The organism is Micromonospora palythoicola, assembly GCF_036689795.1.
Taxonomy (GTDB): Bacteria; Actinomycetota; Actinomycetes; order Mycobacteriales; family Micromonosporaceae; genus Micromonospora; species Micromonospora palythoicola.
The window spans coordinates 1-14,880 of sequence record NZ_JBAGKI010000063.1 but is presented as its reverse complement, the minus strand read 5'-3'; the positions used below and the strand labels follow the sequence as shown (position 1 = coordinate 14,880).

15 protein-coding genes are annotated in these 14,880 nt (G+C 72.0%); 5 read left to right on the top strand and 10 right to left on the bottom strand.

Annotated elements, in window-relative coordinates; translation table 11 throughout:
• Positions 1-3 precede the first annotated feature (3 nt).
• Positions 4-768 (top strand): DUF72 domain-containing protein, encoded by a 765-nt coding sequence (locus tag V5O40_RS22520; RefSeq protein ID WP_332907313.1) that lies wholly within the window; start codon positions 4-6, stop codon positions 766-768.
• 53 nt (positions 769-821) lie between these two features.
• On the opposite strand, the gene V5O40_RS22515 is transcribed toward V5O40_RS22520, so the two are convergent.
• The 6 genes from V5O40_RS22515 to V5O40_RS22490 all read right to left on the bottom strand — a co-directional run bounded on the left by V5O40_RS22515 (position 822) and on the right by V5O40_RS22490 (position 5,256).
• Positions 822-1,250 carry a DUF2267 domain-containing protein gene (locus tag V5O40_RS22515; protein ID WP_164447248.1) on the bottom strand — a complete coding sequence of 143 codons (429 nt, stop codon included), beginning with the start codon at positions 1,248-1,250 and terminating at the stop codon, positions 822-824.
• A 336-nt stretch (positions 1,251-1,586) separates the two neighbouring features.
• Positions 1,587-2,462, bottom strand: a complete 876-nt coding sequence (locus tag V5O40_RS22510) for a DUF72 domain-containing protein (RefSeq protein ID WP_332907312.1) — start codon at positions 2,460-2,462, stop codon at positions 1,587-1,589.
• A gap of 45 nt (positions 2,463-2,507) precedes the next feature.
• Positions 2,508-2,906 (bottom strand): TraR/DksA family transcriptional regulator, encoded by a 399-nt coding sequence (locus V5O40_RS22505; protein ID WP_093402778.1) that lies wholly within the window; start codon positions 2,904-2,906, stop codon positions 2,508-2,510.
• Between the two features lie 123 nt (positions 2,907-3,029).
• Positions 3,030-3,671 (bottom strand): nucleoside/nucleotide kinase family protein, encoded by a 642-nt coding sequence (locus V5O40_RS22500; RefSeq protein WP_332907311.1) that lies wholly within the window; start codon positions 3,669-3,671, stop codon positions 3,030-3,032.
• Positions 3,672-3,787: 116 nt separating this feature from the next.
• Entirely contained in the window at positions 3,788-4,399 is a 612-nt protein-coding gene (locus V5O40_RS22495; protein WP_269741164.1) for a winged helix-turn-helix domain-containing protein, read from the bottom strand.
• Between the two features lie 362 nt (positions 4,400-4,761).
• Positions 4,762-5,256, bottom strand: a complete 495-nt coding sequence (locus V5O40_RS22490; RefSeq protein ID WP_332907310.1) for a rhodanese-like domain-containing protein — start codon at positions 5,254-5,256, stop codon at positions 4,762-4,764.
• A 241-nt stretch (positions 5,257-5,497) separates the two neighbouring features.
• On the opposite strand from V5O40_RS22490, the gene V5O40_RS22485 reads away from it, so the two are divergent.
• Positions 5,498-5,890, top strand: coding sequence for an ankyrin repeat domain-containing protein (locus V5O40_RS22485; RefSeq protein ID WP_164447252.1), 393 nt, complete (start codon positions 5,498-5,500; stop codon positions 5,888-5,890).
• Between the two features lie 4 nt (positions 5,891-5,894).
• Here V5O40_RS22485 and V5O40_RS22480 read toward each other — a convergent pair whose 3' ends face one another.
• The 4 genes from V5O40_RS22480 to secA2 all read right to left on the bottom strand — a co-directional run bounded on the left by V5O40_RS22480 (position 5,895) and on the right by secA2 (position 10,535).
• Complete coding sequence (locus tag V5O40_RS22480; RefSeq protein ID WP_332907309.1) at positions 5,895-6,650, bottom strand: class I SAM-dependent methyltransferase; 756 nt, start codon at positions 6,648-6,650, stop codon at positions 5,895-5,897.
• A gap of 80 nt (positions 6,651-6,730) precedes the next feature.
• A complete protein-coding gene (locus V5O40_RS22475) occupies positions 6,731-7,231 on the bottom strand; it encodes a DUF2231 domain-containing protein (protein ID WP_332907308.1) in 501 nt (166 codons plus the stop codon).
• Positions 7,232-7,309: 78 nt separating this feature from the next.
• Complete coding sequence (locus tag V5O40_RS22470) at positions 7,310-8,050, bottom strand: GAF and ANTAR domain-containing protein (RefSeq protein WP_332907307.1); 741 nt, start codon at positions 8,048-8,050, stop codon at positions 7,310-7,312.
• 190 nt (positions 8,051-8,240) lie between these two features.
• Positions 8,241-10,535, bottom strand: coding sequence for an accessory Sec system translocase SecA2 (gene secA2 / locus V5O40_RS22465; protein ID WP_332907306.1), 2,295 nt, complete (start codon positions 10,533-10,535; stop codon positions 8,241-8,243).
• A 319-nt stretch (positions 10,536-10,854) separates the two neighbouring features.
• Here secA2 and V5O40_RS22460 point away from each other — a divergent pair, with 319 nt between their 5' ends.
• The 3 genes from V5O40_RS22460 (at position 10,855) to ctaD (ending at position 14,742) form a co-directional block, all read left to right on the top strand.
• Positions 10,855-11,838: a glucosyl-3-phosphoglycerate synthase gene (locus V5O40_RS22460; protein WP_269742728.1), complete on the top strand. Its 984-nt coding sequence runs from the start codon at positions 10,855-10,857 to the stop codon at positions 11,836-11,838.
• 83 nt (positions 11,839-11,921) lie between these two features.
• Positions 11,922-12,650, top strand: coding sequence for an ATP-binding protein (locus tag V5O40_RS22455; protein WP_332907305.1), 729 nt, complete (start codon positions 11,922-11,924; stop codon positions 12,648-12,650).
• A gap of 88 nt (positions 12,651-12,738) precedes the next feature.
• Positions 12,739-14,742: an aa3-type cytochrome oxidase subunit I gene (gene ctaD, locus V5O40_RS22450; protein WP_332907304.1), complete on the top strand. Its 2,004-nt coding sequence runs from the start codon at positions 12,739-12,741 to the stop codon at positions 14,740-14,742.
• Positions 14,743-14,880 lie beyond the last annotated feature (138 nt).

Here is a 14,880-nt window from a genome sequence, read left to right as displayed (position 1 = left end):
ATCGTGATCCTGGTCGGCACCTCCGGCTGGCAGTACCGTGACTGGCGGGACCGCTTCTATCCCGGCGGGTTACCGCAGCGGGCCTGGCTGGAGCACTATGCCGACCGGTTCGCCACGGTCGAGGTGAACAACGCGTTCTACCGGCTGCCGGAGCGGGAGATTTTTGCCGCCTGGCGGGCGCGTACCCCCGACGACTTCTGCGTGGCGGTCAAGATGAGCCGTTACCTGACCCACATCAAGCGGTTGCGGGAGCCCACCGAGCCGGTGGCCCGATTCCTGGCCCGGGCCACGGCGCTGGGCGACCGGCTCGGTCCGGTGCTGCTGCAACTGCCACCGACCCTGCGCGCCGACCCACCAGCCCTCGACGCCACACTGCGGCTGTTTCCGTCGTCGGTGCGGGTGGCGGTGGAACCACGGCACGCGTCCTGGTGGACCGACGCCACCCGGACGGTGCTGGAACGGCACGACGCCGCGCTGGTCTGGGCCGACCGGCACGGCCGGCCGATCGCCCCCCGCTGGCGGACCGCGGGATTCGGGTATCTGCGCCTGCACGAGGGCCGGGCCCGCCCCTGGCCGCACTACGGACGCACCGCGCTGGCCTCCTGGGTGCGCCGGCTGACCGAGGCGTTCGGCGACGACGAGACGGCGTACGTCTACTTCAACAACGATCCCGGCGGCGCGGCCGTCGCCGACGCGACCACCTTCGCCGGGCTGGCCGCACGCGCCGGTCGCCGGGTCAGCCGGGTGCCCGAGCCGCCGGCCCGGTGATCCGGATCCGCCGGAGACCCGCCCCACGGCGGGGCGGGTCTCGCGGGCGCGGGTCAGGGCATGATCCGGGCGAGGTCGGTGGGCATGGTCGCCTTGACGTCCTCCCACTCACCCTGCGTGATGTGCCGGCGCAGCGTGTCCAGCACCACCTGGACCACCCGCTGCGGGCCGCCCGCCACGTCGTACGGGAAGCCCTGGCGGACCTCGTAGAGGAAGTCGTCCCGGTTGAGCTTGATCGGCACGTTCTGCGGCTGCCAGCCGTCGAAGTAGATCCCCCGCACCACGACCGGCAGTTGGGCGGAGAACTCCACGCTCTCCTGCACCGGCATCCGGTCGCGCAGCAGGTGCAGCACGGTACGCAACGCGGCGTACGACTGGTTGCGCTGCTCCTTCGGCCACCCGTACGCCTGCTCGATGTCCTTGAGGATCAGGTTGGTCTTGTCCATCGAGGACTCGATCGCGGACTGGAACTGCTCAGCCATCTGTCCACCCCCGTAGGTCGGTCTCCCACCGTCGGTCGTCGTGACGTCGCGGCGGACCCACCGGGCCGCGCCGGTACCGGATCGGACTGTCTCGCCCGACCCGGGCGACCCGCCGAGGCTGCTCGGACGCGCCGACGACGCGCAGGACGCCGTTTCGCCGCCGGTGCGGTACCACCCGAACGGTCATCGAAGCCACCTCCGTGGTGTCGCCTCCGCACGGACGAGTCACCGCCCCGCCCGCTGGCACCATGGTGGGCACCAGCCGGGTGAGCCGCCCTCACCCCGCCCGGGTGAGAAACCGCCGGTGGCGGTGACGTCCGCCGGAGACGGACCCGGTCAGCCGGTCTCACCCAGCAGGGCCTGGAGTTGCTGGGCGTTGGTCTGGGCGTAGTCGCGGTAGCAGTTGTTCATCAGGACGTGGGTCTGTTCGGTCTCGCCGGCCAGTTCCCGGAGCCTGGGTGCCCAGTCCTTGAGCTCCCGCGCCGAGTAGCGGTAGCCGAACTTCTCGTGGATGTCCCTGCTGGTCCACTTGTCGCTGTGCCCGTGGAAGCGCACCACCGCGAGGTCCGAGGTGGCGGCCAGCACCGGCGGGATCGACGAGCGGTGCCCCTGCGGCATGTCCACGCTGACGTACGCGAGCCGGTGCTCGCGCAGGAAGTCGAGGGTCTCGGTGGCGTTGTCGCCGTCGAACCAGGAGGCGTGCCGGAACTCGAAGACCGGACGCAGCGGCGCACACCGCCGGGCCACCTCCAGCAGGTACTGCTTGTTGTCGCGTCGGAGGGTGAACCAGGGCGGGAACTGGAACAGCAGCGCGCCGAGCTTGCCCGCCTCGACCAGCGGGTCGAGAGCGCTGAGGAATCGGGTCCACACCTCCTCGTACGCCTGCGGCGGCAGGTCGTCCGGGTAGAGGTTGCGCTTGTCGGTCTCCGGCCGCAGGTCCTTGTAGATCGCGCTGACCTTGGTGGGGTGGCCGGTGAGCAGGCTGAACGCCTTCACGTTGAAGGTGAAACCGGCCGGGGTGCGTTCGGCCCACAGCCGGGCGGTGCGCTCGGCCGGCGGTGAGTAGTAGGTGGCGTCGACCTCGACCACCGGGAACTGGCGCGCGTAGTGGGCCAGCCGTTTCTCCGGCGTGTCGGCCGTCTGGGGGTACCAGCCGGAGTCCAGCAGGGTCCGGTCGGTCCAGGACGCGGTGCCCACCTTGATCTCACCCATGGGTGGAGTCCACCGTGTCCCGGACCGGCCGGCAACCGTTTCGGGTCAGGCCGCCCGACGCTCGCGCGTCTGCTTGCAGGTGACGCAGGTGGTGGCCGACGGGAAGATCTCCAGCCGCTCCACCGGGATCGGCGCGGTGCAGCCCTCGCAGAAGCCGTAGGTTCCCTCGGCCAGCCGGGCGAGAGCGTGTTCGTACTGGGCGCGACGGTCCAGGATGGTCCGCAGCAGCGACTGGGCGGTGTCCCGCTCGGCCGTCTTGGTGCCGCTGTCGGCCTGGTCGTCGCCGGCGGTGTCGCCGACCTCGACCAGTCGCAGCACCTGGCTCTGCTGCACCGCCTGCTGGTACTCCTCGGTCAGCTCGTCGTGGCGGGCCTGCAGGGAGAGCCGGATCTGGTCGGTCTCCGCCTGGGATCGGCCGGTGCCGACCGTGTCGTGGACGAGCATCGCTGCCTGCCTTTCCTGGGCCTTACGGTCACCACGGGCGGGTCGGTCCGCACCCGGTCATCCCGCCCAGGTGCATCGCACCCGGGCGCTGTGAGCCCCGCGTTTACCCTCGTCGCCGACGGCTCAAACCGGCCCGTCGCCGGATTCCACGAACGCCGGACGACGTGGGTCGTCGACCCGGACCAGCACGTCGGCGAAGCTGGCCGGGGCGACCTCGGCGGCGTACCGGTCGAACGCGGGCAGGGTCCAGGCCAGCGCGGAGTCGGTGCGCCGACGTAGCGCGGCGGGCGACATCTCCAGGTGTACGACGACGTCGAAGGTCAGCCCACCGCCGAGCAGGAACGCACCACTGACCAGCACCACCCCGCCGGCCGGCAGGTCGACGTACGCGGCCCGGCTGGCCCGGTCCGTTCGGGCGTCCCACAGCGAGGGCAGCACCCTGCCGGGTCCGTCCGGTCCCGCCGGGTCCAGCACCTCGCGCCGCAGGCCGGCCTCGTCCACCCAGCCCTCGTAGTACGAGTCCGGGTTGGTCCGACCCCGTTCCAGGCGCAGCGACGCGGGGCGCAGGAAGTCGTCGGTCCGCACGTGCAGCACCGGGTGACCGAGCGCGCGCAGTGGATCGACCAGGGCGTCGGCCAGGTGGTCGGGGCGGGCGGCGGGTGCGCCGTCCACCGCGACCCGCAGCCGGCCGGTCGACACCGCGCCGGCCAGCCGCTCGGCCAGTTCGCCGACCAGCAGCGGTGGAGAGATGGGACGCACCCGCATCCGACCATGGTGCCCGCTGGTCGACGACGCCGCCGCACTCCCCCGCGGTCCGGGCCGGTGACCGCACCTCGCGTCCGGCCGGACTCGTCCGAGCGCCGGGGTCGGGGCGACGGGCGTCAGCCGGTGCGGTCGAGGGTGACCCGGGCGTCGTCGGCCAGCCGGTAGCCGACGCCGTAGACGGTGGTGACCAGCGGAACGTCCACGCCGACCTTGCCGCGGAGCCGGCGCACGTGCACGTCGACCGTGCGGACGCCGGCGTGCTCGTAACCCCAGACGGCGTTGAGCAGCTGGAGCCGGGTGAAGACCCGACGGGGATTCGCTACCAGGTGCAGCAGCAGGTCGAACTCCAGCCGGGTCAACGGCAACGGCTCGCCGTCCCGCAGCACCGACCGGGAGGAGGCCAGGATGTGCAGGGCGGGAATGGCCGGAGCGAGCTGCCGCGACGGCGTACGGCCCGCCGGCACGGTCTCGGCGCGACGTTCCGGCACCACCGGGCCGACAGTGGTGATGGTTCCCTCGCCGCACTCCAGCATCTCCCGTGCCGCGTCGAGCAACCGACGCGCGGCCGGCGTCAACGACTCCTCACACGCCAGCGGGATGGACAGGGTCACCGTGAGCACCGGAGCGGCGGTGTTGACCGGACGGCGCTGGCCGCCGGGAGGTCGACCGGGCACCGCGGGTTGGGACGTATGCCATCCGGCGCGCGACGAAGCGGGGCTGACCGACATGGTCCTCCTTGGCTGGTCCGGGTGTTCCCCACGGCCCCGGGACGCCGCTCTATCGATGCTTCCCGGCGCCCATGCGAGGGTCAAGGGGCGGCTGCGTTGCATGAATGTGACAATTGACCGACACATCGGAGCCGTCCGCTCGCTCTGCGTACGAGGCCAGATGATTACAGCAGAGTCGCCAAGTTGACCTGATACGGGGGGTGGTCCATACCGTTCGCGGCCTTCGGGGCGGGATGTCCGCACCCGCCCCGACGTCGACTGTTCGCGCTCCCACGCCGGTGACCGTCACGCGGACGGGACACTGATGTCGGGCGACAAGGACTCGGTGGGTCTCCGGGGCCACCGCCGACGCCGGTGGCGGTTCAGCGGGCCGCCCGACCGGCGGGTGCCGGCGGCGGGAGAACGGACGGTGCGGTCGGCGCGGCGGGGCCCAGCACGGGCAGGCCGGCGAGCCGCCAGGCGGCGAAGCCGCCGACCAGGTCGGTGGCCCGGTGCAGGCCGAGGTCCTGGAGCGAGGCGGCGGCCAGCGACGAGGTGTAGCCCTCCTGGCAGAGGACCACCACCGGCAGGTCGTAGCCGGTCGCCTGGGGCAGCCGGGCGGGGCACCGAGGGTCCAGCCGCCACTCCAGCACGTTGCGCTCGATGGCCAGCGCGCCGGGTACGGTGCCGAAGGTGGCCCGCTGCGCGGCGGGACGGATGTCGACCAGCAGGGCGCCGGCGCGGCACGCCAGGTGCGCCTGCTCCGGATCGAGGCGGTTCAGGCGGGCCCGGGCCGCGGCGAGGATCTCGGCTATCCCCCGCGAGCCCGCGGGCGGCTCCGGTGCCGGACAGCCGGTGGCGGGATCGATCTCGGACATCTGCGCATCCTTCCGATCGGAACGTGACGGAGCGGTGGTTCACCATGCCACGCCGGCGTCGGCCACCTCGGCGACCGTCAGTCGCCCCCGGACCAGGGCGTAGCGGACCATCCGGCGCAGCGCCGGGCGGTGGGGCTCGCCCGCCGCGGTGCGCCGCACCGCCGCCGCAGCGGTGGCCAGGGAAGATCACTGGTCGGCCGGTGGGCGCGAGCGGTGCGCCGCCGCCGACTAACCTGGACCGGTGAGCGACGAACTCGACGCCGAGACCCTGGAATTCGCGCACCGGATGTTCGACCTGGCGCGCGACGGCGCGACCACCGAGCTGGTCGGGTACGTCGACGCGGGGCTGCCGGTCAACCTGACCAACCAGAAGGGTGACAGCCTGCTGATCCTGGCGGCCTACCACGCCCGCCCGGAGACGGTACGCGCGCTGCTCGACCGGGGCGCCGACCACTCCCGCGCCAACGACCGGGGACAGACGGCGCTGGCCGCGGCGGTGTTCCGCAGCAACGCCGAGGCGGTACGCGCACTACTCGACGCGGGCGCCGACCCCGACGGCGGCAATCCGTCCGCGGTGGCCACCGCCGAGTTCTTCGACCTGCCGGAGATGCTCGCGATGCTCCGCTCCGGCTAGCCGGCTACGCTCTGGCCTCGATGAGGAAGCGGCGGGCGTGGGCCACGAACGGACCCTCGACCCGGATCCGGTCGTGCAGTCGCCGCAGCGCCGGTCGGTGCGCCGCCACCGTGAAGCCGGGCACCGTCCAGATCACCTTACGCAGGAACCAGACCACCGCACCGATGTCGTGGAAGACCGTCCGCAGCGTCACCTCACGCAGGTCGACCACGGTCAGGCCGGCCGCCCGAGCGGCCGCCACCGCGTGCTCCGGATGGCGGTGCTCGGGCGGTGGCAACGGACCGAGGATCGCCTCGCTGAGTTCGCGGACCGTACCCGATCCGATCTGCTGGGACAGGAACGTGCCGCCCGGGCGCAGCACCCGCGCCACCTCGGGCCAGTCGGTGCGCACCGGGTGCCGGCTGACCACCAGGTCGAAGACGGCGGCCCGGAACGGCAGTGGCGCGTCACCGGCCACCGCCACCACGCTCGCCCCGAGTGGCGCCAGGTTGGCCCGCGCCACCGGCACGTTCGGCGGCCACGCCTCGGTCGCGACCAGCAGCGGGGGCGGGTGCGGCACCTCGGCCAGCACCTCTCCCCCACCGGTGTCGATGTCCAGCGCCACGCGGACGCCCGCCATCCGCGCCGCCACCAGCCGCGCGTAACCCCATGGTGGACGCTCCTCGGTGGCCCGCCCGGCGAGCCAGTCGAACGCCCACCCCTCGACCGGGGCGGCGGCCCCCTCGGCGATCAGATCCTCGAAACTCGTCTCCCGTGGCACACGCCTGAGCGTGTCCGGCCCGGCCTGTCACGGCAACGCCTTATCCGCCGCCGGGAGGCCGTCGGCAGCCGGGCCGGGCCCTACGGGCGCGGGCGGACGATCTCGGCGGTGGGGGCGTCCAGGCCGCGGACGACCCCGGCGCCGGTCGTCTCGGGCGGGGTCGCCTCGAAGTGGCGCATCAGCCGCGCCCCGAGGTGTACGCCCACCCCACCGACGGCGAGGCCGAGCACCTCGACGACCAGCAACGCCGGGGTGGCCCCACGGTTCGTCGCATCCGCCCGCACCAGGCAGGAGAGCAGGAACAGCCCGGCCATGCCGGCGTTCACGACGTTGAAGCTGATCGCCGTGTGGCGGGTGCGGTCCGGCGGCACGTCCCACAGGTCGACCATCCCGGCCACCGCGGTCAACGCCGCCGTCACCAGGGCGGCCACCGCCGTCCAGTAACCGACCTCGCCGAGGAAGACCGGGCCACCGACCACGTCGGCGAGGTCGAAGATGACGGCACAGACGAAGAGCCCGTACGGAAATGTCACAAGCATCGGTTGGATGGAGTGTCCCTGCACCCGCAGCCGGCTCTGCATCCTGTCCCCCTGGATCGGCTCACCTCGTCAGCCCAGGGTGCTACCCGCACGCCACGCGGGCGAAACGACACGCCCCGCTCAGTTGTCCCGGGGCCGGGAGACGGTGCTGACGAGCCGCTCCGCCACCTCCCGCAGCGGTATCGACAGCGACGCCGCCGCGCCACGCAGGACGTCCAGGGCGTCCGGCGCCGGGCAGCCGCGCTGGGTCATGATGACGCCGACCGCCTGGCCGATGACACCGTCGTTGAGCAGAACGAGATCCTGCTGCACCGTGAGCGCGGCGCGCCGCTGCCGGTCGCGTACCGCCGCCAGCAGCAGGCCGGCGTGTTCGGCGAGCAGCATCGCGGTCAGCTGGTGACCCGGGGTCAGCGCGTCGGGTTCGGCGGCGTACAGGTTCACCGCGCCGATCACCTGGTCGTCGATGTCGACAGGTGCCGAGATGACCCCGCGTACGCCCAGTTCCCGGGCCGGGGGCGTCCAGTCCGGCCAGCGCGGTTCGCCGTCCAGTTCCGCCGCGCCGACCATCTCCCGGCGGCGGATCGCGTCCATCGCCGGGGTGTCCGGGCCGTACCGCAGGTCGTCCAGCCCACTCAGCCGGGCGTCGGAGGCGGCCACACCGGCCGGCTCGCCGGCCCGTAGGGCGGTGAACCCGCACCAGGCGACGCCGGCGAGGGCGTCCCGGGTGATCCGGACCAGCGCGGACAACGCCGCGTCGAAGTCGTCCACGGCGATCAGACCGGCGGTCAGTTCCCGGAGCAGGGCGGCCGTCTCCAGCACGCCGAGCGGCTCCGCCAGCGGGGTAGGCGTCTCCAGGTTCATCGGCCCGCGGCTCCCGTACGCCCGGTCAGCCTCGTCACCCGTCTCCTCCTCGGCGGGGCTCCCACGCTGGAGCCGCCTTCGACAACACGATCCGCCCTACTACCCCCGCCGACATCGGTCGAAACTGCGCAAAACGGGGCCCCTCCCAGGGTACGGGTGCGTCCGGGAGGGGTGTGCCGGACCGGACGGGTCAGCGGGAACCGGCCCCGCTGAGCCGCCGCCCGACCGAGGCGATCAGCCGGTCCAGCTCGGAGCCGAACGGGTTGTCGTGCACCAGGTACGTCCAGGTTGCGCTGGGGCGGACCAGCTCCGCCGCGTCGGGCTCCCAGTCCTCGTCGAACTCGGTCTCGGCGAACGTCGCGAGGGTCCGCGCCTCGATCGCCGGTACCAGTTCGGTGAACGCCGGCACCGCGGCCCGGTGGAACTCGTCGAGCGGGTCGAGCCGGCCCAGGGCGCGCAGGTGCACGCCCTCGCGGACCTCCGACAGCTCGGCCAGGTGCGACGCCCACAACCGGTCGAGGTGGTAGAGGGCGATCGACCGGGCCACCTGGGCCAACAGGTCCTCGTCCATCTCGCCGGCCTTCTCCGGCATCTTGTCCAACAGCATCAGGGCCGCGACGTCGCTGGTGAGCAGCCGCTCCCGCCGCTCGGCGAGGGCCTTGCGCTGCTGCTCGATGACCACGCTGTACCGCCAGGTGTTGCGGTGGATCTCGTGGTTGACCCCCTCCGCCACCCGCTGGGCGTGCTCGACGGCGTAGTCCACCTGCGCGTCGGTGACCAGACCGTCGGCGTTCATCCGGGGCGACGGCGGCACGGCGTCGCCGGCGTGCCGGACGACCAGGTCGTCCTCCAGGCTGACGAAGAAGACCGACCCACCGGGGTCGCCCTGGCGACCGGCCCGACCACGCAGCTGGTCGTCGACGCGGCGGCTGTCGTGCCGGCCACTGCCGATCACGTAGAGGCCGCCCAGCTCGGCCACCCGCTCCCGGTCGGACTGGTCGCTGCCGCCGAGGCGGATGTCGACGCCCCGGCCGGCCATCTGGGTGGAGACGGTGACCGCGCCGTACGCGCCGGCCTCGGCGATGATCGCCGCCTCCTCGTCGTCGTTCTTCGCGTTGAGCACCACGCAGGGCACCCCGGCGGCGTTGAGCCCGGCCGCCAACTGCTCGGACTCCTTGACGTCCAGCGTGCCGACAAGCACCGGGCGCCCGTCGGCGTGGCAGCGCCGGATCTCGTCGATCAGCGCCTCCTCCTTCTCCGCCCGGGTGGCGTAGATGCGGTCCGGCTCGTCGACCCGCACGCACGGGGTGTTCGGCGGGATCACCGCCACCTCCAGGCCGAAGAACTCCCGCAACTGGTCGCCGACGAGCACCGCGGTGGCGGTCATGCCGCAGACCACCGGGTAGAGCCCGACGTACGCCTGCACGGCGATGGTGCCCAGCACCTCGCCCTCGGCGGAGGCGTCCAGCCCCTCCTTGGCCTCGACCGCCGCCTGGAGGCCGTCGGGCCACCGGCGACGCTGGGCGACCCGACCACGCATCTCGTCGATCAGCTCCACCGTGCCGTCGCGGACGATGTAGTCCACGTCCCGGTGCAGCAGGGCGTGCGCGTGCAGCGCCACGTTGACGGCGGAGAGCTGCTCGACGTTCTCCTCGTCGTACAGGTCGATGCCGAGCTTGGCCTCGACGGCGGCCAGGCCGGCGGAGGTGAAGGCGACGCTGCGGCCGTCCTCGGCCACCGTGAAGTGCCGGCCCTTGCGCAGGCCGCGCACGAGCGCGGCGGCGGCGTGCACCGGGTCCTGCTCGCCGGGCACCGAGCCGGCGAGGACCATCGGCACCCGGGCCTCGTCGATCAGGATCGAGTCGGCCTCGTCGACGATCGCGGTGCGCAGCGGCCGCTGCACCCGGTCCTCGATGTCGGTGACGAGCTGGTCGCGGAGGAAGTCGAATCCGGCCTCGCTGACCGAGACGTAGGTGACGTCGCAGGCGTACGCGGCACGGCGCTCGAGCGGGGTGGACGCCTCGTTGACCCAGCCGACGGTGAGGCCGAGCAGGGTGTAGATCGGCTCCATCCACTGGGCGTCGCGGCGGGCCAGGTAGTCGTTGACGGTGAGCACGTGCACCGGCCCGTTGCCGAGCCGGACGTGTCCGTACGCGGCGATCGCGGCGGTGAGTGTCTTGCCCTCACCGGTGGCCATCTCGGCGACCTTGCCGGAGAGCAGCGACATCGCACCGAGCAGCTGGACATCGTACGGACGCTGGTCGATGCCCCGGCGGGCCGCCTCGCGACCGAGGGCGCAGATCTCCTCGTAGCTCGACGCCGCGCCGGCCGCCTCGGTGAGCTCGGCGTCGTCGAACGCCGAGATCTCCTCCTCGCGGGCCTCGATTACCGGCAGCAGCTTCTCCAGCGGGGCCAGATCGACCGTGGTCCCCGGGCGCTGGAGGAACCGACGAAACCTGGTCTTCAACCGTTGCGACACACCCATGAGCCGCAACGGTACGCGACCGGACCGATCTTGAACGTCCCGCCCGCCCTCCCGAATTCGCGCGATCTTGCACTTTCTGTCTCGACATAAGGGGCACCCCGGGCATAAAGCCGACCGGAAGTGCAAGATCGCGGAAACTGGGATGGCCGACGAGGCGCAATCAAAGGTTCATCGGCCGGGAACGTGGACGGAGCACGCTTGTGATCAAGCTGGGAGATCGATCCGGTTAGCGTGCGGGGTGCTGGGAAATCCATCTCCCGGTCTTCCCGCCGAGGAGGGGGTGCCTGTGCGCAACGACGAATCTCTGGTCTCGCCGGTGGTGGAGGCCTGGGCCACCTATCGGACCACCTCGGCGGCCGACTGGCCGACCCGGCGACTTCTTCGGGCCAAGGGAGACAGCCGGGTCAGCGTGGTGCTGCCGGCGCGCAACGAGGAAGCCACCGTCGGGGCGATCGTGGCGACCATCCGCGAGCACCTGATGGACCGCGTGTCGCTGGTCGACGAGCTGATCGTGGTCGACTCGCGGTCCACCGACCGCACCGCGGCGGTGGCCCGCGCCGCCGGGGCCGAGGTGGTCAGCCAGGACGCGATGACCCGCGGGCTGCCCCGGCTGACCGGCAAGGGCGACGCGCTCTGGGCCGGCCTGGCCGCGGCGGAGGGCGACGTGGTGGCCTTCGTCGACGCCGACCTGCGCGAGTTCCGGCCGCACTTCGTCACCGGGCTGCTCGGCCCGCTGCTGACCGACCCGTCGGTCGACTTCGTCAAGGGCTTCTACCACCGGCCCCTGGTCAGCACCAGCGGGGTGGAGGCCGACGGCGGTGGCCGGGTGACGGAGCTGATGGCCCGACCGATGCTGAACCTGTTCTGGCCGGAACTGGCCGGGTTCGTGCAGCCCCTCGCCGGCGAGTACGCCGGCCGCCGGGAGGTGCTGGCACGGGTGCCGTTCGTCTCCGGCTACGGCGTCGAGACCGCCATGCTCATCGACCTGCTCGAACTCGTCGGGTTGGACGCGCTGGCCCAGGTGGATCTCGGTGAGCGCAAGCACCGGCACCAGGACACCGCCGCGCTGGGCCGGATGTCCGCCCAGATCATGCTGACCGCCTGGTCCCGGCTGCAGCAGCGGGGCTGGGCGAACCCGGAGATGCTGCCCACCGCCCTGCTGACCCAGTTCCGCCGGGGCGGCTCGGACGCGCTGCCGAACCTGGACCGGGAGATCGTGGTCAACGACGTCGCCGTGGCGGAACGACCACCGCTCGCGCAGGTGCGGCACCAACTGCCGCGACGGCAGGTCGCCGCGGCCTGAGGTGTCCGGCCTCACCGTGGCGTTTCACCCGGTGAGGGGCCGGGTACCTGCCAGGCTGCGACAGCGCCGAGACGAGGGTGGAGATGGCGAGCCGGATCACCTGCCAGGTGGACGACGGAGCACAGGTCACCGTCGTACGGCTTGCCGGCACCCTCGACATGATCTCGATGCGCGAGGTGTACGCGCACCTGGAGAGGTGTCTGGCGCGGCAGCCCGACGCGCTGGTGGTCGACCTGGCCGAGCTGGCCGTGCGCGACCAGCTGGCGGTGTCCGTCTTCGCCGCCGCGGCGCGCCACGCCGCGGACTGGCCGACGGTGCCGCTGGTGCTCTGCGCGCCGCACCCCGAGGCGGCCGCCCTGCTGGCCGGGTCGACGGTCTGCCGGGTGGTGCCGACGCGGGACAACTGCGACGAGGCGAGCCGGTTCGCGGGCGCGGCCGCCGTGACCCGGCTGCGGCTACGCCTCGACCCGGTGGCGGCGGCCTGCCGGCGGGCCCGGGAGCTGGTCGCCGACGCGTGCGCCCGGTGGAACCTGCCCGAGGCGGTCGGTCCGGCCTCGGTGGTGCTCAGCGAGCTGGTCGGCAACGTGGTCCGCCACGCGGGTACCCCGATGCAGGTCACGGTGACCCTGCGGCGACCCTGGCTGCACCTGGCGGTGGTCGACGGCAGCAGCGCGGCGGCCCGGCCCGGCCCGGCCGGGCAGCGCGACGAGGGTGGTCGCGGGCTGATGCTGGTACGTGAACTGGCCGACCGTTGGGGCAGTGCCCCGGCCGGCGACGGAAAGGCCGTCTGGGCCACACTACTGGCGAATTGACCGAAATTACCGCTCTCGCCTGGTTACATGGTCGGCGGGCTGGGTAGCCATGCCCGTCCTTATCCGTCGTCAACGCAGGTGAGCGCTCATGCCCAAGCGGGTAACCACCGAACCCGGACAGGACCGGGGTCCGGCGATCCTCGCCCCGGCCCGTTTCGGCGGCTATCCCGGACCGCTGCGCAGGCCACTCCCGGGCGGAAAGCTGGTCAGGTTCCTGGCCACCACCGACCACAAGCAGATCGGCCTGCTGTACCTGCTGACCTCGTTCGGCTTCTTCGTGCTGGCCGGGATCGAGGCCATGGTGATCCGGGCCGAGTTGGCCCGGCCGGGTCTGCAGTTTCTCGCCCCGGAGCAGTACAACCAGCTGTTCACCTCGCACGGCGCGGTGATGCTGCTGCTGTTCGCCACCCCGGCGGCGTTCGGCTTCGCCAACTACATCGTGCCGATCCAGATCGGCGCCCCGGACGTGTCGTTCCCCCGGCTCAACGCGCTGGCCTACTGGCTCTACCTGTTCGGCGGGCTGATGGTGGTCGGCGGATTCCTGACCCCGGGCGGCTCGGCCGACTTCGGCTGGACCGCGTACACGCCGCTGAGCGCCGTCGAGCACTCCCCCGGGGTCGGCGCGAACATGTGGGTGATCGGCCTGGTGGTGTCCGGTCTGGGCACCATCCTCGGCGCGGTCAACCTGATCACCACGATCCTGACCCTGCGCGCGCCGGGCATGACCATGTTCCGGATGCCGATCTTCACCTGGAACATGCTGTTCACCAGCGTGCTGGTGATCCTGGTCTTCCCGCTGCTGGCCGCCGCGCTGCTGGCGCTGAGCGCCGACCGGCTGCTCGACGCGCAGGTCTACAACCCCGACACCGGTGGGCCGATGCTCTGGCAGCACCTGTTCTGGTTCTTCGGCCACCCCGAGGTCTACATCATCGCGCTGCCGTTCTTCGGCATCATCACCGAGATCATCCCGGTCTTCTCCCGCAAGCCGATCTTCGGCTACACCGGGCTGGTGCTGGCCACCATCGCCATCACGATTCTGTCCATGGCGGTGTGGGCGCACCACATGTTCGCCACCGGTCAGGTGCTGCTGCCGTTCTTCAGCATCCTGAGTTACCTGATCGCGGTGCCGACCGGGGTGAAGTTCTTCAACTGGATCGGCACCATGTGGAAGGGCCAGCTGACCTTCGAGACGCCGATGCTGTTCGCCATCGGCTTCCTGGTCACCTTCCTGCTCGGCGGGCTCACCGGCGTGCTGCTGGCCAGCCCGCCGGTGGACTTCCACGTCACGGACACGTATTTCGTCGTCGCCCACTTCCACTACGTGGTCTTCGGCACCGTGGTCTTCGCGCTCTTCGGCGGCTTCTACTTCTGGTGGCCGAAGATGACCGGTCGCCTGCTCGACGAGCGGCTCGGCAAGCTGCATTTCTGGACCATGTTCATCGGCTTCCACGGCACCTTCCTGGTGCACCACTGGCTCGGCAACGAGGGCATGCCCCGCAGGTACGCCGACTACCTGCCCAGCGACGGGTTCACCACGCTCAACACGATCTCCAGCGTCTTCGCCTTCGTGCTGGGCGCGTCCACCCTGTTCTTCATGTGGAACGCCTGGAAGTCCTGGCGCTACGGCGCCGAGGTGACCGTGGACGACCCCTGGGGCTTCGGCAACTCCCTGGAGTGGGCCACCACCTGCACGCCGCCGCTGCGCAACTTCGACCGGATGCCCCGGATCCGCTCGGAGCGTCCCGCGTTCGACGCCAAGTACGGCGAACTCGTCTCCGACCTGGGCCGCGACCTTCCACAACGGACCACCAAACCCCCGCAGGACTTCCGCGAGGAACTGCACATGGAGAAGCACGTGTCCGAGTCGCCGGCCGCCGAGGGCGCGCACGGCGCACGCGAGGCGGAGGCGTACCAGCCCGCGCCGCAGTCCGGTGCCCGGCCGGTCGACGTGCCGGAGCCGGAGCAGGTACGCCGGCCGAGCTTCGAGGAGACCGACGAACCGGAGGAGAACCCGCTGGGCGCGCAGCGCGACCCGCAGCCCAACGACCGGTGGCGGCATCCGCGCGGGCCCGGGGACACCCCGGAGAACTGACCGGTCGGCCGGGTACCACTCGGGGCGGCACCGGCCGGTGCCGCCCCGACGACGTCCTGACGACCGGACAGCGGCCGCGTACCGGAGCCACGGCGCGCGGCTGGTTGGCCGCCTCGGCCACGCCCGGACCGTTCTGCC

Excerpts from the sequence above, each read along its gene's own strand:
- V5O40_RS22500 (WP_332907311.1), bottom strand. The coding sequence starts at position 3,671 with ATGCGGGTGCGTCCCATCTCTCCACCGCTGCTGGTCGGCGAACTGGCC.
- V5O40_RS22495 (WP_269741164.1), bottom strand. The coding sequence starts at position 4,399 with ATGTCGGTCAGCCCCGCTTCGTCGCGCGCCGGATGGCATACGTCCCAA.
- V5O40_RS22470 (WP_332907307.1), bottom strand. The coding sequence starts at position 8,050 with ATGAACCTGGAGACGCCTACCCCGCTGGCGGAGCCGCTCGGCGTGCTG.
- V5O40_RS22510 (WP_332907312.1), bottom strand. The coding sequence starts at position 2,462 with ATGGGTGAGATCAAGGTGGGCACCGCGTCCTGGACCGACCGGACCCTG.
- V5O40_RS22455 (WP_332907305.1), top strand. The coding sequence starts at position 11,922 with ATGGCGAGCCGGATCACCTGCCAGGTGGACGACGGAGCACAGGTCACC.
- V5O40_RS22490 (WP_332907310.1), bottom strand. The coding sequence starts at position 5,256 with ATGTCCGAGATCGATCCCGCCACCGGCTGTCCGGCACCGGAGCCGCCC.
- ctaD (WP_332907304.1), top strand. The coding sequence starts at position 12,739 with ATGCCCAAGCGGGTAACCACCGAACCCGGACAGGACCGGGGTCCGGCG.
- V5O40_RS22505 (WP_093402778.1), bottom strand. The coding sequence starts at position 2,906 with ATGCTCGTCCACGACACGGTCGGCACCGGCCGATCCCAGGCGGAGACC.
- V5O40_RS22515 (WP_164447248.1), bottom strand. The coding sequence starts at position 1,250 with ATGGCTGAGCAGTTCCAGTCCGCGATCGAGTCCTCGATGGACAAGACC.
- V5O40_RS22475 (WP_332907308.1), bottom strand. The coding sequence starts at position 7,231 with ATGCAGAGCCGGCTGCGGGTGCAGGGACACTCCATCCAACCGATGCTT.
- secA2 (WP_332907306.1), bottom strand. The coding sequence starts at position 10,535 with ATGGGTGTGTCGCAACGGTTGAAGACCAGGTTTCGTCGGTTCCTCCAG.